Here is a 14,891-nt window from a genome sequence, read left to right as displayed (position 1 = left end):
AGCCGGGTAATCATGGCCGGGGCGAGGAGACCCTCGATGGACCATGATCGTTACGGACTGGATGGAATGCCGATTTATCCTCGGCGTGGTCACTTCGATCATGTGACGGGGTATCGCTTACCGACATACCGCGGAAAATCCGGCCGCTTGGGCCGAGGGGCCACCGCGATGCTAGTCATTATGATGATCATTGTGGGTATAGGATTGGCTGCTGCCTCCAACCTGTTCGGATAAAGCTTAGGATGATCGTCTAGCGACATGCAGATGGTCGCGTTCCGGTTTGTCGGGGAATCGCTCGAACTGGACAGCATAGCCCTCGCCCAGACGGTCGCGAACCTGCGTTGCCCAGCGCTCGCCCTGTTCATCCGAGATGTTGTTGCCTCTGAAGTCGAGCGCGCGGTCGGCGTAGTGCGCGGATCCGGCCATGTGCTGGGTGCTGTCGTTGCCCGAGGTGACAACCGGCGCCGGCAGACCAAGTGCGCGCGCCTCGTCCGCGACTACACCCAATGCAGGCACCAACCCGCCATCCATCCGCCCGAGCCGAGCGCCAGGTTTGACCGTCATGCCAAGATCGCGCGCATAAGTCGCCCCATCGACGGGGCCTTCGGGGATGGCGAGCAAGGTTCCTCCCTCAAGCGGTGACGGCACGAGCCTATCGGCGCGCGCAACAGGCGGAAGTGCTGGCGCTTGCGGCATGCCAAGACTGGCGTTGGTGCCCAGCGAACCTGAGCCAGAGATGTTGGAGACGTCAGTCAGCTCGTTGATCCGGTGCGCCCTTAGATCGCCCATCAGGTCATCCATGATGTAGGTGATGGCCTGGTCACGGCGGGTGAGGTCGCGATAGTCGAGCCGGGGGTTCGAGATGTCCGGCAGGTGCCATTCGGGATGATCACGCTGCAGCGTCTCGTAGCGGTCCTGGATGAGGTTCGACATGTCGCTCGAGATCTGGAAGCCATGACTTTCGGCATAACTTGCCTCAGACATCATCCTGCTGCCGATCTCGCGATAGCGGGCGGCGGCGGCACGGCGTTCCTCGGCCTCGCCAACCCGCCAATCACTGCCATCGGTGCTGGTCCGGGAATGACTGTGATCGCCGTATTCCGAGCTTTGGCTATAGGTTCCTGACGACTGGATATCGCCGCTCGAGCCGCTGACGACAACACGATCGCTTGTCTCTTCCGACTTGTCTGTGCCGCGTGTGGTCTGATTGGTTGCAGAGCGTTCGGAGCCGGCACTGGCACTATCGCCACTTTCGCGCCTTCCGCTGAGTCCTGCAGAAAGTGAGGCTGACAGGCCACTACCTGCTTCTGACTCCATGGGTGTGCCGACGGTGCCAGTTCCAGTCAACGACAGGCTCGAACCAAAGGTTCGCCTGCTGAAGTCACTGGACGACCGGTTGTTGCCTTCCCGCAGGATTAGATCGTTGTTGGTGACCTCGCGCGTCGAGTTGCCTTTGGCCCCTTCGACCACCACATTGCCGCCGACGTTGTGGGTGTCGGAAGAGCGTGAGCCGCTTTCGCGACGCGCGCCAGAAACGTCGCTGGATGCAGTAACAGCGCTGCCGAACTGGCCCTTCGAACTGGTCCAGCTGGTCGATGTGCCGTTCTCGATCTTGTCTGCTTCGCTAAGGTACCACTGCCCCTGCGACCTGAGATCAGTCGCATAGCCACGGGTCATGGTCGGCTTGAACGTTAGCTGCGACATTGCGGTATTGGTATCGATGACCGAATGGCCTGAGCCATATTCGTTGAACATGCGCCCGTCCGCCTCGCGGAAACCCGCATGCCCGGCACCTGACAGGAGGTTGGGCGCCATGTTCCATTGCGACATCTGCCGGTTTTCGGCGTTGAGATTGCCGTAGCTGACATCGCCATAAGCGTAGTTGCCGGTGGTCCGCTCGAGCGCCGCGGCGTCCGAACCGGCCTGGACCGGAGCGAGCATCGAACCCAGGTTGTTCGCCACCGACATCGTCCCGCGCATGACCATCAGCGCCAGGACCGGCACCGACATCATCAGGAACCCCGCCATGGTGGCGACGTCCTGGTTCACCGCGTCAATCCCCGCCCAGTTGGCAAGGCTCACGCTTCCCCCCGAAACCGCATTGGTCTGGCTCGCCAAGCGATCCATGATGAAGGAGTGAATGAGGACGTAGATCGGTCCCCAGGCCGAGAGATAGAAGAAGCCTGAGAAGTAGCCCTTCAATGTCGCGATGCCGCTGCGTGGGAACAGCAGCAGCGGGAAGACGATCGGAAAGAGCGCGTAGAAAACGACGGTAAGGACCACGCCGAGCACTGGAATCCAAATTAGGCCCTGCTCGGCCGCGGTCGTCATGGCGTTGCGGGTCTGAGTGTCCGCGCGCTGAAGCGCGAAGGAGTCGGCGTCGGCATTGCCGAAATCAAGTTGTGCGGCCTCGAAGGCATCGACCATGCTCTTCTGCTTGAAGAACTGGTTCCGGGTCATCGCCGTGCCGGTGAGCAGCTGCGAAACGACCGGCACGTCGGCGGCAAGCTTCGCGCCAGCGACCGCTTCGGTGAGCTTGGGATACATCGAGTGCGCGAACGGCAGCGCATAGGCGTTGATCTGCGCATCCCACTGGTTGTTGATCAACGTCCAGGCCTGAGCGCAGGTCTTGCCCTCGATATCGACCGTGCCCGCACCCGTATCGGTCAGATACTTCATGCCGCGGTTGGTCGCGGGATTGACCCCGAGTTCAGCCCAGAGATCGGGCGCTTCGCTCAGGAGCTTGAGGCTCTTGGTGCCCAGCAGAATGTCGTAATAGGCGCACTGCTTGAGGTAGCCGTCGAGATTTGCCTTGAAGACGGGATCACGAATTTCGAACCCGCGCACCTTGTCCCACATCCGCGCACCATAGACGAAGCCCCCGGTCGAGTAGTTGAGCGCCGCGGGCATGACGAAGACCGTCTCGGCTGTGCGGGTAAGGTAATCGCTGACCTGGCTGGTGAACGAGGCCATCGCGGCGAGCCCGATCGGCACGTTGGCGACAGTGGCGGGCGCAAGGCCCGGATTGACGCGGTCGGTGACCTTGACTGTCACGGTCGGGACCATCAGCACGAGGTAGATCAGCGTCGACTGGACAAACCAACGAAACCACGCCCGCCAGTCGAGGTCCATGGCGGTGATCAGGAGTGCGTAGATCAGCCCTATCACCATGCAGACGCGGATCAGCGCCTTGAACCCGCCCGATCCGGTCCAGGTGGCGATCGCGTTGAAGGTGTTGACGAGGTAGTCGCCGCCCCCGACCGTGAAAACCTCGAGCATGAGCGAGGCGCTCCTACTGGACCTGGCTGCCGAGCGTTCGCGAGAAGCGAAGCGCGGCTGACATTTGCGGAGAAAGCTGGGTGCGGAGGGTCTTTTCCAACATCTGGGTGCGCTGGATGAGCGCAAAAGTCTGGTCGAAGCGCTGCGAGGTGCGCGCCGCGATCCCGAGGAAGTTGCGCCGGGTCTCGTAAAGCCCTTCGCGCCATTCGCGCAGGGAATCCGCGTCGGCGCCGTTGAAGTCCGAGCGCGCATTCACCGCCATGTCGATGAACCGCATGGTCATGGTGGTGACGAGATCGACCGCGACGATTTCGGAGAGATCGTTGATCTCCTGGGCTGATATGCCAAACTCGGCCGCTGCGCTTACGGTGATGATCTTGTAGACCGGCACGCTCGCCATGCCCAAGAGCTGGATCTCTGCCGGGGTCAGCGAGGCACCGGGATCACGCACCTTCAAGGCCATGCTCTCGACCAGCGTGCGTACCCGTGCCTTGATCGCAGCGTTAGGTCCGATGACCATGTCGGTTTCGCTGGGCGCCATGCACTTGGTCGTATCGCCGCCGCAGTTCCAGTATTTGTGCGGTGTCTGCGAGGTGCCATCGAGCATGGCGCTGATCAGTGCGGGATCGGCCGGACCAATGAACTGGACGCGCGGCTTTCCGCCTGAGCCTTGCGGATCGTAGATCACAGTGCCGACCAGCGTCATCAGGAACTCGCGGAACTGTGTGTCGAACCCGCCGTATTTCTTGCCCAGCGCCTCCCAGGTGTAGTTGTTGGGCATCCCGGCCTGTTCCTTCATGTCCGGGTCGGAATTGGCGCCCTTCAGGGCTTCGCGCTGGCCGCCATTGTTGCATTGCTGGCGCGCGCGGGCCCAGTCGGAGACTGCGCCCTGGCTGTTGGCGATCGCCTCGCAGATGACCGAACTGGCCGTATCGCTCGTGGGCCAGAGCCCACCGACCAAAGCCTGTGCGGTCTCGCAAGAGGAGATGTTCATCTGGTTCATCTGCTGAACCTTCTGGGCCAGCTCATCCATGACCTTGCCGATCTCGGGCGAGATTGTGTCGATGGCCAGCTTGAAGGCGAAACCGAGTGCGTTGTTAGCCGTAGCCTTGAGCATCGCGACAAGCTCGGCCGTATTGATGAACGAGAATGATCCCGCGAACAGGTCGATACCCCCGCACCCGGCGCGCGCATGCGGCAGCTGGATGTTGAAAGGCTGGATGTTCTTCTGGGGAAAACGCGACCACACCGAACCCATCGAATAGTAACCGGCCGACTGACCCTGGTAAGCGCTGGGGCCGGTGGCGTTGGCCTGGACTCCCATGTCGGACATGAAGCTCTGCATCTCTCCTTCGACGCCGGCTGAGGCAGGACTGGGCGAGGCGAGCAGCACGGCGCCGCCGAGCACGGCGCCAAGCGCGCGCCGCGAGACCTGGTGGAGGCGGGCGGCGATGAGGCGCGCGCGCATCAGTAGTCACTCCCAGGCTTGACCTGCGTCAGCTGGAAGACGCGGTCCATGATTTCATCCTGGCTGAGGATCCCGTAACCGATGGGCATCGGCTGCTTGGTGACGGAATCGAACAGGACCAGTGCGGGCACCTGACGGTCGGTGCCGAGCCCGAGCTTCTCGTATTGACCGCTGTCGACCATGTATCCGGGGAAGGTCGCCGAGGGCCCGCCGTCGGTCGAGACCGCGAGCACCGAGAGGCCGTATTTGTCCGAAACCGCTTTGAGGATCGGCGAGAAGATATCGCAGGCCCCGCAGCTCGAGGCGAAGAAGTAGAACACCCCGTATCGCTGCGAGAGACTGGCCATGACGCGGTCGCGGTCGGACTTGCGCTCATCGATCCACGCGCGCTTGCCGAGCGTCGAGACCGGGCGTTGTAGTGTGTAGTCGAGGCCCGGATCTTGCCACAGAGCGCGCTGCCAGACGTCCGCAAACATGGAGGATCGGTCGAGCTGCTCGCGCTGGTAGCGGACATAGGCGGTGACGTTCTCCGGGCTCGGCTCAAGGATCGCGCGCGCCTTGAGTTCCTCGAGCTGGGTTCCGATCGCGGCGAGGCGCTCGCGTGCGGGCGGCTGCGAGGGTGCAGCCTTGCGCGGTTCTTGCTTGGGCTTTTCGCAGTAGAACCACGTGCCGAGCTTGCGCTCCTTGCAGTAGAGCGCGTCCTCGGACTGCTGGACCTCAACACCGTCACCGTTCGACGCGCGTAGCGGGGCGGCTCCGGCAAGGGCCAGGCCGGAAGCAGCAAGCAGGGCAATGCATTGGCGGTGGTTCATGATCCGCTCCTCTCGAATTCCTTGATCAGTGACATGAAGACAGCGACATCGAGCAGCCGGCGGCCGCCATCGAGCATGCGCACGAGCGCGCTGTAGAAGCCGCAGAGCGCTTCGGTTCCGGCTTCACTCAGCGTGTAAGTCCCGGCCTCCAGGCGCGCCCAACCTCTTGCTGCAATGGCCTTGAGCTGGCCGTTCAGCATGCGGCAGCGCACCGGCTTGTCGAGCCAGGTGGAGACCTCGCCCGCGATCTCGCGTGCCGTCAGGCTGCCGCGCCGGGCGAGCGCCATGCCGATGCAAAATTCGAGCACGGTCATGTCGGCTGCGGAGCCGACCTCGCTAAGCGCCACAACGCTCGCGCTGGAGGCCGGTTGGCCATGAGGGATTGGGCCCACTTCAGGGCTTGTGCGCGGCATAATAAGCCTCGATCTTTGCCTGGATTTCGATGAGCGTGGCGGCTTCGTCGGGGAGCTTCGCCGCATCGACGAACTCCGCGTAGATTTCGGAGAAATCCATCACTGAAAGGTCGAGTTGCTGAAACTCGAAGATGGTGAAGCCATCGCAGACGGGCTTCTTGGGCGTCCCCCAGCTCTTGCCGAGCTGGGGCCGCCCCTGTTCCTGGAGGATCCGGCTGATCTTCGACTGGAAGCAGCAATAGACGTCGCGTTTGGAGAGGCAGATGCCGAGGAAACTCGACGAGCAGTAGGTCCCGATCTTATGGCAGAGCCCGGCATCGTCTTGTCTGTCGAGTAGGACCTCCGAAGGGCTGCACAGCAGCGGAACGAGGAGCGGCACGCCTTTGCCTGAGCAGCAGTTGGCAAGGCCGAAGACCTTGTGGGAGCAGCTTTCGGCCGTGCCTTTGAACAAGGTCAGCGTGGACTCGTCGAATTCGGAATTGGCCTGGCCGAGCGCGTTCAGCGCCACAACCGCGTCTTTGAATTCGTCCGAGGCCTCGCGGACGATCGGCTCACAGTCGCCGTTCACGCAGTAGACGTCGCCGCCGCAGATGTACTGTGCTGGCTGCTGGGTGCTTCCCGGGATCGGGCACTTGTAGACACGCTCGGCAACCTTGCACGATCCGTCGCCGCTTGGTGGATCGTCGAGGCAAGCCTCATGGTCGAAGGTGCAGCCGGGTGTCGCGTCGAGCTTGCCGCAGTCGTTGCCGCCGCCAATCACGGTTTGGCATTGATAGGTCTTCGTGTTTTCCCAGCAGGGCCGCGTTACCGGCACGCCGTCGATGAGCCGGGTCTCGCCAGGCGCAGTGTAGGTCTCGCTGTCGAGTGTGCAGGTGCCGAGATCGACCGAGCAGGCATTGTCGGTCCAGATTTCGGTGAACCACTTCGAAACGGAGCTTTCGGGGACGATCCCGGCGACATTGGAACTGCAGGCATAGACCTCTTCGGGTGCCGCCGGCTCGGCGCAAGCGAGGTAGCCCCCGCCGCCGAAGGGATCGCCGACGAAGTCCCAGGTTTTGCACAGCTGCCGGTCGGTCAGGCCTGCGGCGTCCGGGCTGGTCCGGGTGCAGCTGGTTTCGCTCGCGAGCGCGCCACATTGCTGGAGCCCGGTCACATATTGCAGCGGGAAGCCGGTCACCGGATCGAAGGTCAGCGCGTCGGTGATCCCTTCGTTGTTGCACCGGTAGACGTTACTCACGACCTGGAAGGCATTGGCCGGCGGCGGCTTGGGGACCGTGCCCATGAGATAGATGTTGGGATCGGTTACCGAGCCGTCGCAGTCGTAGTAGTCAACCGTCAGGCTGTATTCCGGAACGGGGAACGTGCCGGTCTGGCGGCAGAGGGCATTGCCACCGAGCGATGCGCAGCCCGGAAAACCAGGGGCAGTGACGCAGAGATATTGGTAGACGGTCTCGTTCCAGGCCGCGACCGTCAGGCTTCGGGTGCAGGTCTTGGGCTGGAGGGCGACCGTCGATCCGACGTTGCAGGTCCACTCAGCCATGTTCGCCCCGCCGGATCCCGGCGGCAGCGGCACGCAGTTTCCCGTCGAGCCGTCAGCGCTCATTCCCTGCAGGTAAGCGTTGGGGTCCTCGGTGACTGTGGTGGCGCGCGAGAGGTCGCTGCGCTTCACATCAACAGTCGGCCGCGCGGTAGAATTGGCGGTGCGATAGGCATCGCTATTGTAGCCTGCCGCCGCGCCATCGGCGTTCATGTTGCCGGGATTGTCGTAATACTGGGTGAGCCCGGGATAGTTCGCCTGATAGCCCGGAATCTGCCCGGCAGCGCCCGGCGCGTTGGTGATCCCCTGATTGGCGCCCCGGACCGCCGATCCGAGATCGCGGGCCTGCGTCTTCGCTTCGTCCCAGGTCATGGTGGCAGGCGCGGAAGGAGGTGGGGGTGCTGGCGGGGGAACGCCGGGGTCGATTGCGGGCGGAAGCGCGGGTTGCGGCTCGATGAGGTCGTCGGGCGGCGGGATATAGACCTGCGCGTGTGTACCGGTTGGCGCGAGCAGCGCGATCGTGAAGAAGGAGGCGGCAAGAAGGGCCCCGGTTCGCCAACGATTGCGCAAACCCCGCCCATCCATCTCACTGGCCCTTGGTCAGTTGGGTGAGCGCAATGCGCGCAACACCGGCGCCGGGCCCCCGGCCGCTGGCGAAGGTCTCGAGCGCGTATTCGACCGTGACGTTTCCGGTGATGCGGTCATGATCGGGTGCCCTGCTGGTGCAGTCGAGCCCGTCGCAAAGCTCATATTCGCGGCCAGCGGCAACGAAGGTCGGTGCGGCGCTGACCTTGAAGGCGCGGAACAGGCGCGGGTCGATCGCCAAGTGAGCCTCCTGGCCCTCGCTGGTCACCACCCGCTTCAGCCCTTCGGCGAAGGCCTTGGTGCTTCCCCCCGGAAAGCCGCGGAAGACGACCACCCCGCCCGCCCTCGTCGTGTCGGCAATCAGCCGGGTGAGCGATGCCTCGGGCATCGACAGGCTGGCGAAGACCATGAACATCGGCCCCTCGCCCATCGGCGTCCTGGTATTGGCGGCGGCCCCGCTCAGAAGTTCATCGAAGTCGACTGCGCCGTCCGGCCCTTTGGGCAAGTCGGCAGGATTGATGTTCGCGACAACCGCCATGCCGTGCTCGCGCAGTTGCTCGGCTTCGGCGCGGTGGGCTTCGCCCTTGCCCGCAACAGCATCGACCAGGGGCTGCGCATCGGCCGTGGCCTCGGTTCCGCGTGCCCTAATCGCCTTCAGGTCGAGGCCCCCGACATCTTGGGCGATGGTCTGGGCAAGAGCGGCCGAGACGGCGGTCAGGGCGAGGAAGCCAGCAAGTCCGAGGAGGCGGGATTTGTGCGGGAGCCGCGCGAAAGTCATGGGTGTCCTCACAGCATGCAGCAGTTGCGCTTGCGCCAGACGAGGTAGCCAAAGTCCTCACCCTTGACGGGGTAGCCCTTGCCAGTCTGGGGAATGATGGTGGCAGCACCAACCGGCGCGCAGGCATATCGGCCCTTCACCATCGAAATCGGGTTGGTCATCTGCAGCCGGTATTGCTGCTTGCGCATCACCGGCATCAGGTACTTGTGGCAAAGGGCCTTCGAACCCATCGTGCCCCAGGCCAGCGCCTCGCGGTGCATCTTGTAGAGCATGCGTTCGGCGACGAGCCGCGAGGCCTGGATCGGCGTGACATGCGCCGAGACGTGGCCGTTCAAGGGATACATCCCGCCGTTGCAGCCCGCGCACCAGAACATCTGGTCGATTGGAAGCTTGGCAGTCGCCGCGACGCAGTCGGCCGCACAAGCCGCGGTGGCGATCGGGTTGGCGAAGAGCGCAACCTCGGGGTTGATGATCGAGGTCAGCGCCGAATCCTGCCACAGCGGGTCGATCTCGGTCACATAGGCGACGTCGAAAGTGGTCTGTTCGAAACAGAGGAAATCGGTCAGGATCTCCATCCAGTAGAGCAGCGGATAGACGTAGTAGTGTGACTGCCACTGCGATGAGTTCTGCGTTTTGCCGCCGATCTGGCTGCGCCCCTGAACGTGGCCGTGGCCGATGTCGAAACCGGGGTTGAGCCGGATCCCGCCGAGGTTGGGAAAACACCACGACTTGTTGGTGACATCGACGAGGCGCACCGGCTCCCAGAATCCCACCGAAATGCCGATGCGCGGGATTGGCGAGCCGCAGGCGCACAAGGGGAACGAGGGGTTCTTGGGATCGGGCCGCGAACCCTTCCAGATCGAGAGCCCGCCGATCGAGAGCGGAAACAGGCACGACCAGCAGACATCGGTGATCGGGTTGATGAACTTGCCGTGGCAGGTGACCGTATCGGCCCGGGCCGGCGCGGCTGCGACACCGGCGAGCGCCAGCACGGCGAGAAGAACAGCGATCAATCTTGAAGCGCGTTTCATGACGGGTTCTCCCCGCGACAAGCCTCATCGGCGAGGCTCTTGGACCGGAAGTAGATCAGCCCGTGGACCGGGACGGCGAGCACCAGCAGCAGCGCGGGCAGCGCGCCCCACTTACCCACCAGTGCCTTCGAAAGGGGCAGCAACAGGACAGCGAGCGCCAACCCCCAGCACAAGCCCATCCACCATCGCCGCATGTGGCGCAGGCGCGAGGTTTCGGGGGCAGCCATCGGGGTCTTGAGGAAGGTGATCAGCGGATGGGTCATGAGATCTTGCCTCCGCCAACGGGCGCGACCGGCGCCGACGGCAGCGGGAACTCGCTGATCTTGAGGTTCGCGCCTGCGGCCGAGACAACCGCCGGGGTATGGCGAATGCCGAACTTGCCCGTGAGCGTCCCGCCTTGATCGAAGTAGAACCGGCGCTGCCATGGCTTCATCGCGTCAAACGGCGAGCCCGAGACAAAGATGATCTTGGCCCTGACATCGCTCCAGGTCTTGACCGCCCAGGCGAGCTCCGCCGCGTTGTCGCCGTCTATAAAGACCAGCGCCTGGCTCAATTGCACCATGTCGAGCGGATTGACCCGCGTGCCACGCGCCGCGATCAGATTGCCCTTGGCGTCGACGATATCGTCCTCGGTGACGATCGAGGGATCGAACAGCCACTCGCGCTTGGTGATCGCCGGGGTCATCCCATCGACCCGCTTGGGCCGCCGGACGCTCGCCACGGCCTGTTCCTGCATCTCGCGCTGCAGCCGCTCGATCCCGCCGTTCGCCTCAAGGGTCCTGAGCTTGGTCTCGATCGTCGTGAGCAGATCGGCCTCGATGATCGGGAAAGTCTGGCCCATCTGGCCATAGTCAGCGGCCCTGACTGCCGAGATCAGCGGCCAGCCTATCAGCAGAGCGGCACTGGCCGTGGCGGACAAGACGGCTATCCGGCTCACAGCAGCGAGTCCCCGGTGCCGATGATGCGTGCCGAACAGACGAAGCCGATGTCGGCATAGCGGCTATCAAGCCCGTCCTTGTGCTCTGTGCCGACATAGTAGCAGTGCTCGGGTATGCGGCCTGTGGGGCCCGGCTCCAGCGGCTCGCCGCGCGAACTGACCGGCTTCAGCCGCGAGACTTCGGCGCCGTTGATCCGCACCACGCTGCCCTCGCGGGTCACCATGTCTCCTGGCATCCCGTAGACACGCTTGGCAAAAGGCGGAGAGACCTTCCCGAAATGCGCGGTGACGAGGGGTGTCTGCGGCGGGGCAAACACCACGAAGTCCCCGCGCGCAGGGCGGCGGTGCTTGTCGATCCAGAAGGCCCAATTGGGGAGCGACCTCGTCGTGTTGATGAGAATTGCATGGTCGTCGCGCCAGCTTGCAAGCGAGGAGCTGGCCGCAAGCGTCGCCGCAAGCGCGCCGATCACCAGCCATCGCCGGGTGTGCAAGGATCGCGGGGGGAGAGGCTCAGTTGACGGGAGCACTGGCCTGTCCTCCATAGGCGGCGCCCGGCATCGGGGCCGGGGCGGCTCCCTGCGGGGTCCCCTGCCCGTTCATCGCCGCACGCATGGCGCCCATGACGTCACCGGCAGAAGCATTCGCCGGCTGCGGCATCTTGATGTGTCCATAGACTTCGCGGCGAACCTCGGCGGTGATGTCGGGGACATTGCCGGCCAGCACGGCTTCGCCCACCAGCACGATCTGGCCCGTCGCGCCGCGGCGCTCGAGGTTTTTCTGGACCTCGCCCATGAACGCCCGGGTCTCGGTAGTGACCTGCTCGGGCGGTGTGGCCGAGCGGGCCTGGGCCTGGACATATTCGCCCACGATGCCGGAAAGCTGGACCTTGGCGATGGTAGGTGTGTCCCCAGCCCCCAGCACGTTCTTGGTGACCCAGGCGCCCCACAGCCCTGCTGCAACCAGCGTGCCGACAAGCGCGACGGGGACAAGTCCAATGCGGGCCCGGGGGGCAGCCGGACCTGCGCTCAACTCGGCCTCGAACAGGGGGCCGGCGGTCGTGCTGGCTGCATGACTTGAGGGCGTTCGGGGGCTTCTAGCCATGGGTGATCTCCCTGGAATGTGAGGTGGCCGCACCGCCCGGCTGCGTGAGCGAGTGGCGGCGAAAGAAGCCGACTGCGACGAAAAGTCCGGCGCTGGTCAGCCAGAAGAAGCGAATGAAGTGGTCCTGGCGCTCGGCGCTCGCGGCGACATAGCGCGAGGCGAAGTTCTCGATCTGGAGTACGGTCCCGCCAAAGCTGAAATTGCCCAGCGCGGCGAAAAACAGCAGCCATAGCGCGGCGACGCAGCCCAGCGTGACCGCGAGCCATCCTGCGAGGCGCAGGCCGTGGTAGCAGGCATCGGCAAGGTGCCAGAACTGGCGGGCAGAGGCGTGAGGCGTGATCATTCGGCCGCCTCCGCCAGTTCACCGTCCATGAAATCGGGGGCTCCGGGCTCAGGCGGTACGAAGTCCGGGAAGGCGACCCGCTCGATCGCATCGGGGAGCGGCAGGCCGGCGCGGACCTTTTCCTCGATCTCCGAAAAGACCCTTGGGCTCGAGGAATAAAGCGTTGCCGAATAGGGATCGAGCACCAGTCGTCCGACTGCGAGTGTCTCCGGGCCCTTGATCAGGACGTCGGAATATTCGGTGCCGTTGCGTTTCAGCGAACGCAGCAGGCTTTCGGTATAGTGATCCATCTCGAAGCGCTGATGCTTGGCGAGATCGTTGATCGTCTCCTCCTTCTGCTGGAGGACGATCGACCAGTCCGAGTTCTCAAGCGCGGCGAGCGAGCCTTCCGACTTGTAGAAGTCATTGAGGGACTGCGTCGCGGTGATAAGCGAGCCGCCATACTTGCGGCACGTGCGGGCATAGGTCTCGATCGCCTGCCCCATCTGCCCGCCGCCGAGCAGCTGCCAGGCTTCGTCGATCATGGTGAGCTTGGGCACAGAACGGTCGAGATCGCGCATGACGCGCAGCGTCAGGAACATGAGCGCGGTGAGCGCGACCGAACGCAGTTCCGGTTTCGATGAGAGATCCGAGAGCTCGAACACGGTGAGCCCGGCGGACAGATCGATCGAGCACTCGCCCTCGAAGAACCGGCCATAGGTGCCGCCGGTAAGGAACGGCGACATGGCGTCGGCGAGATCCCCGGCATAGGGCGAAGGCAATGCGCGGAGCGCAGCCGCGACATCGTCGATCGTCCCGGCGCGCTGCTTCTCGCGCCAGACCTTGCTCACCGCGGAATCGATGAGGCCGCGCTCGGTATCGGACAGCCGGTCCTGCTGGCGCGCCATCTGGCCGACGATCGATTTCAGCATGGCGAGGCACTCGACCTCGTAGTCTTCGCCATCCTCGTCGCTGGACAGCGCTTCGCCGTCGATCATGTCGAAGGGATTGAGCGAGAAGCCCGAAGACAGTTTGAACTCAACGAAGGCGCCGCCAAAGGCCTTGGCCATGTGCTCGAACGAGCGTCCGTCATCGATCACGATGACCTTGGCCCCGGCACCCGACATTGCCGCGCAGACATCCTGCAGGAAGACCGACTTGCCCGAGCCTGACTTGCCGAAGACCGCGACGTTGTGGTTGCCGGCGGCGTTCTGGAACGGCGACCAGAAAAACGGTTGCCCGCGCCTGCCGATGAGCAGGACATGCGGGATGTGACCGCCGGTATGCTCGCCCTGAAGCGGCGCGATCGATGCCGCGGTCGTCGTGAGCATCGTCTTGAAGCGCTTCATGCGCTTGAGGTCGGCCGAGAGGCCATTGGGCAGCGACAGCGGCATCGCCGCGAGAAGTCCCATCACCTGGAGGTAGCGCTCGTCGATGAGGTCCCATCCGCAGGCTTTGTAGACCGACTTCACCATGCGCTCGTTGATGTCGCCCTTGCCGAGCGGCGAGAGCGCGCCGACGCCGTAATAGACCTGCGCGAGCTTGCGGCCCTGACGGATCTGTCCTTGCACGTATTGCCATTCGTCGCGCTGTTCAGAGAGTTGAGGCAGAAACCGCGCCGAGCGGCTGTCGGCGAGGCTGGTGGTGCGCATGACCTTGAGCCCGGCGCGCGACGCGACCGCGTCCTCGTCCTGATAGACAAGCCCGAGCACCGTCATGACATTGCAGCCGAAGCGCAGCTTGTCGTTGATGACGTCGCCGATGATCTTCTGGACGTCCCACGGCGCCCACTGCTTGGGCAGGTTGCGCACCGAGAAGAAGCGCCAATCGAACTTGTCGGGCACGACCTCGCCGATGACCGGCGCGCCGTCCTCGCGCTCGCCTGTGGGGCGAAAGCGCTCGGCGTGGAGCACGATACGGTCGGGGGTGACCTGGGTTTCCAGATCACGCCGCACGCATTGGACGTTTATCGGATCGAGCTCGGAATAGTGCTCGGGCTTGTCGGCGTTATCGACCGCCGGGCAGAGAAAATCGTCGAGAAAGGCGATCAGTTCAACGGGACCCAAGTCGCGCGCCGGGATCGACAGCGCCTGCAGTGTCCCTCGCAGGCTTTCGCGCACCGAGACAAGCGTGTCGGCCCCGATCGGACCGCTGAGCCGGGCTCCGATCGAGAGAATTACGCGGGTATTGCGCAGGTAAAACGGCGCATCACGCGAGATCGACATCCAGACCGCCCGGCGCAGCCAGCGCGCGCGGTGCATCGCGGCGCGGCCATAGACTCCCTTGGCGACAACGCGCGGCATCACCCAGTCGGCAATGCGCTCACCGACCGAGGGGCTTTGCCAATGGATCAGTTGGATCTCGCAGCCGGGCGGCACGGCGTCAGAGAGGAACTGGGTGAGAAGTTCGCCGCTGCGCTCATCGGCCCCCATCATCGGGGCAAGCTCGAGAATGAACCCGATCGAGTCCGTGTTGATGAACATGCCGTGCTTCTTGTCGAAGCTGCGATAGGGCAACCAGTTCGAGAGCATCGGAGCGCCAAGCACCGGGCGTGCCGCCTCGGGATGCGCGCTTTCGCCGAACAGCATGTCGAGGAACCGATCCCAGAAGCCGCGCGAGGTCATTGTC

Annotated in this window: 13 protein-coding genes; all 13 read right to left on the bottom strand. The window is 64.0% G+C overall.

All coding sequences use genetic code 11. The features are described 5' to 3' along the window. Positions 1–237 precede the first annotated feature (237 nt). Positions 238–3,279 (bottom strand): conjugal transfer protein TraG N-terminal domain-containing protein, encoded by a 3,042-nt coding sequence (locus SX1_RS16760; RefSeq protein WP_019053927.1) that lies wholly within the window; start codon positions 3,277–3,279, stop codon positions 238–240. A gap of 13 nt (positions 3,280–3,292) precedes the next feature. Beyond that, positions 3,293–4,747: a conjugal transfer protein TraH gene (locus SX1_RS16755; RefSeq protein ID WP_019053926.1), complete on the bottom strand. Its 1,455-nt coding sequence runs from the start codon at positions 4,745–4,747 to the stop codon at positions 3,293–3,295. Then, a complete protein-coding gene (locus SX1_RS16750) occupies positions 4,747–5,559 on the bottom strand; it encodes a thioredoxin family protein (protein WP_019053925.1) in 813 nt (270 codons plus the stop codon). The genes SX1_RS16755 and SX1_RS16750 overlap by 1 nt, the downstream gene beginning before the upstream one ends. Further along, complete coding sequence (locus SX1_RS16745) at positions 5,556–5,873, bottom strand: hypothetical protein (protein ID WP_255209784.1); 318 nt, start codon at positions 5,871–5,873, stop codon at positions 5,556–5,558. Before SX1_RS16745 ends, SX1_RS16750 begins: the two co-directional genes overlap by 4 nt. A gap of 79 nt (positions 5,874–5,952) precedes the next feature. Continuing rightward, entirely contained in the window at positions 5,953–8,094 is a 2,142-nt protein-coding gene (traN, locus tag SX1_RS16740; RefSeq protein WP_019053923.1) for a conjugal transfer protein TraN, read from the bottom strand. 1 nt (position 8,095) lies between these two features. Then, complete coding sequence (gene trbC, locus SX1_RS16735) at positions 8,096–8,872, bottom strand: type-F conjugative transfer system pilin assembly protein TrbC (protein WP_019053922.1); 777 nt, start codon at positions 8,870–8,872, stop codon at positions 8,096–8,098. A gap of 8 nt (positions 8,873–8,880) precedes the next feature. After that, positions 8,881–9,903 (bottom strand): conjugal transfer pilus assembly protein TraU, encoded by a 1,023-nt coding sequence (gene traU, locus SX1_RS16730; protein ID WP_006949468.1) that lies wholly within the window; start codon positions 9,901–9,903, stop codon positions 8,881–8,883. Continuing rightward, a complete protein-coding gene (locus tag SX1_RS16725) occupies positions 9,900–10,166 on the bottom strand; it encodes a hypothetical protein (RefSeq protein WP_006949469.1) in 267 nt (88 codons plus the stop codon). Before SX1_RS16725 ends, traU begins: the two co-directional genes overlap by 4 nt. Beyond that, on the bottom strand, positions 10,163–10,822 hold the full coding sequence (traW, locus tag SX1_RS16720) for a type-F conjugative transfer system protein TraW (RefSeq protein WP_026149847.1): 660 nt from the start codon (positions 10,820–10,822) through the stop codon (positions 10,163–10,165). The genes SX1_RS16725 and traW overlap by 4 nt, the downstream gene beginning before the upstream one ends. Before the next feature lie 14 nt (positions 10,823–10,836). Further along, positions 10,837–11,310, bottom strand: coding sequence for a S26 family signal peptidase (locus SX1_RS16715; protein WP_019053920.1), 474 nt, complete (start codon positions 11,308–11,310; stop codon positions 10,837–10,839). A gap of 40 nt (positions 11,311–11,350) precedes the next feature. Next, a complete protein-coding gene (locus SX1_RS16710) occupies positions 11,351–11,941 on the bottom strand; it encodes a type-F conjugative transfer system protein TrbI (protein ID WP_019053919.1) in 591 nt (196 codons plus the stop codon). After that, positions 11,934–12,284, bottom strand: coding sequence for a hypothetical protein (locus SX1_RS16705; protein WP_019053918.1), 351 nt, complete (start codon positions 12,282–12,284; stop codon positions 11,934–11,936). Before SX1_RS16705 ends, SX1_RS16710 begins: the two co-directional genes overlap by 8 nt. Continuing rightward, the gene (traC, locus tag SX1_RS16700) at positions 12,281–14,887 is read right to left on the bottom strand and encodes a type IV secretion system protein TraC (RefSeq protein ID WP_019053917.1); all 2,607 of its coding nucleotides are present in this window, start codon (positions 14,885–14,887) and stop codon (positions 12,281–12,283) included. Before traC ends, SX1_RS16705 begins: the two co-directional genes overlap by 4 nt. Between the last annotated feature and the right edge of the window lie 4 nt (positions 14,888–14,891).

The sequence above is a fragment of the Sphingobium xenophagum NBRC 107872 genome (genome assembly GCF_000367345.1).
In the GTDB taxonomy this organism is placed as follows: Bacteria; Pseudomonadota; Alphaproteobacteria; order Sphingomonadales; family Sphingomonadaceae; genus Sphingobium; species Sphingobium xenophagum.
This window is presented reverse-complemented; position numbering and strand designations above follow the sequence as displayed.

Coding starts and splice junctions, on each gene's coding strand:
- traU (WP_006949468.1), bottom strand. CDS start 9,903: ATGAAACGCGCTTCAAGATTGATCGCTGTTCTTCTCGCCGTGCTGGCG.
- SX1_RS16745 (WP_255209784.1), bottom strand. CDS start 5,873: ATGACCGTGCTCGAATTTTGCATCGGCATGGCGCTCGCCCGGCGCGGC.
- traN (WP_019053923.1), bottom strand. CDS start 8,094: ATGGATGGGCGGGGTTTGCGCAATCGTTGGCGAACCGGGGCCCTTCTT.
- trbC (WP_019053922.1), bottom strand. CDS start 8,872: ATGACTTTCGCGCGGCTCCCGCACAAATCCCGCCTCCTCGGACTTGCT.
- SX1_RS16760 (WP_019053927.1), bottom strand. CDS start 3,279: ATGCTCGAGGTTTTCACGGTCGGGGGCGGCGACTACCTCGTCAACACC.
- SX1_RS16710 (WP_019053919.1), bottom strand. CDS start 11,941: ATGGCTAGAAGCCCCCGAACGCCCTCAAGTCATGCAGCCAGCACGACC.
- SX1_RS16725 (WP_006949469.1), bottom strand. CDS start 10,166: ATGACCCATCCGCTGATCACCTTCCTCAAGACCCCGATGGCTGCCCCC.
- SX1_RS16750 (WP_019053925.1), bottom strand. CDS start 5,559: ATGAACCACCGCCAATGCATTGCCCTGCTTGCTGCTTCCGGCCTGGCC.
- SX1_RS16705 (WP_019053918.1), bottom strand. CDS start 12,284: ATGATCACGCCTCACGCCTCTGCCCGCCAGTTCTGGCACCTTGCCGAT.
- SX1_RS16755 (WP_019053926.1), bottom strand. CDS start 4,747: ATGCGCGCGCGCCTCATCGCCGCCCGCCTCCACCAGGTCTCGCGGCGC.
- traC (WP_019053917.1), bottom strand. CDS start 14,887: ATGACCTCGCGCGGCTTCTGGGATCGGTTCCTCGACATGCTGTTCGGC.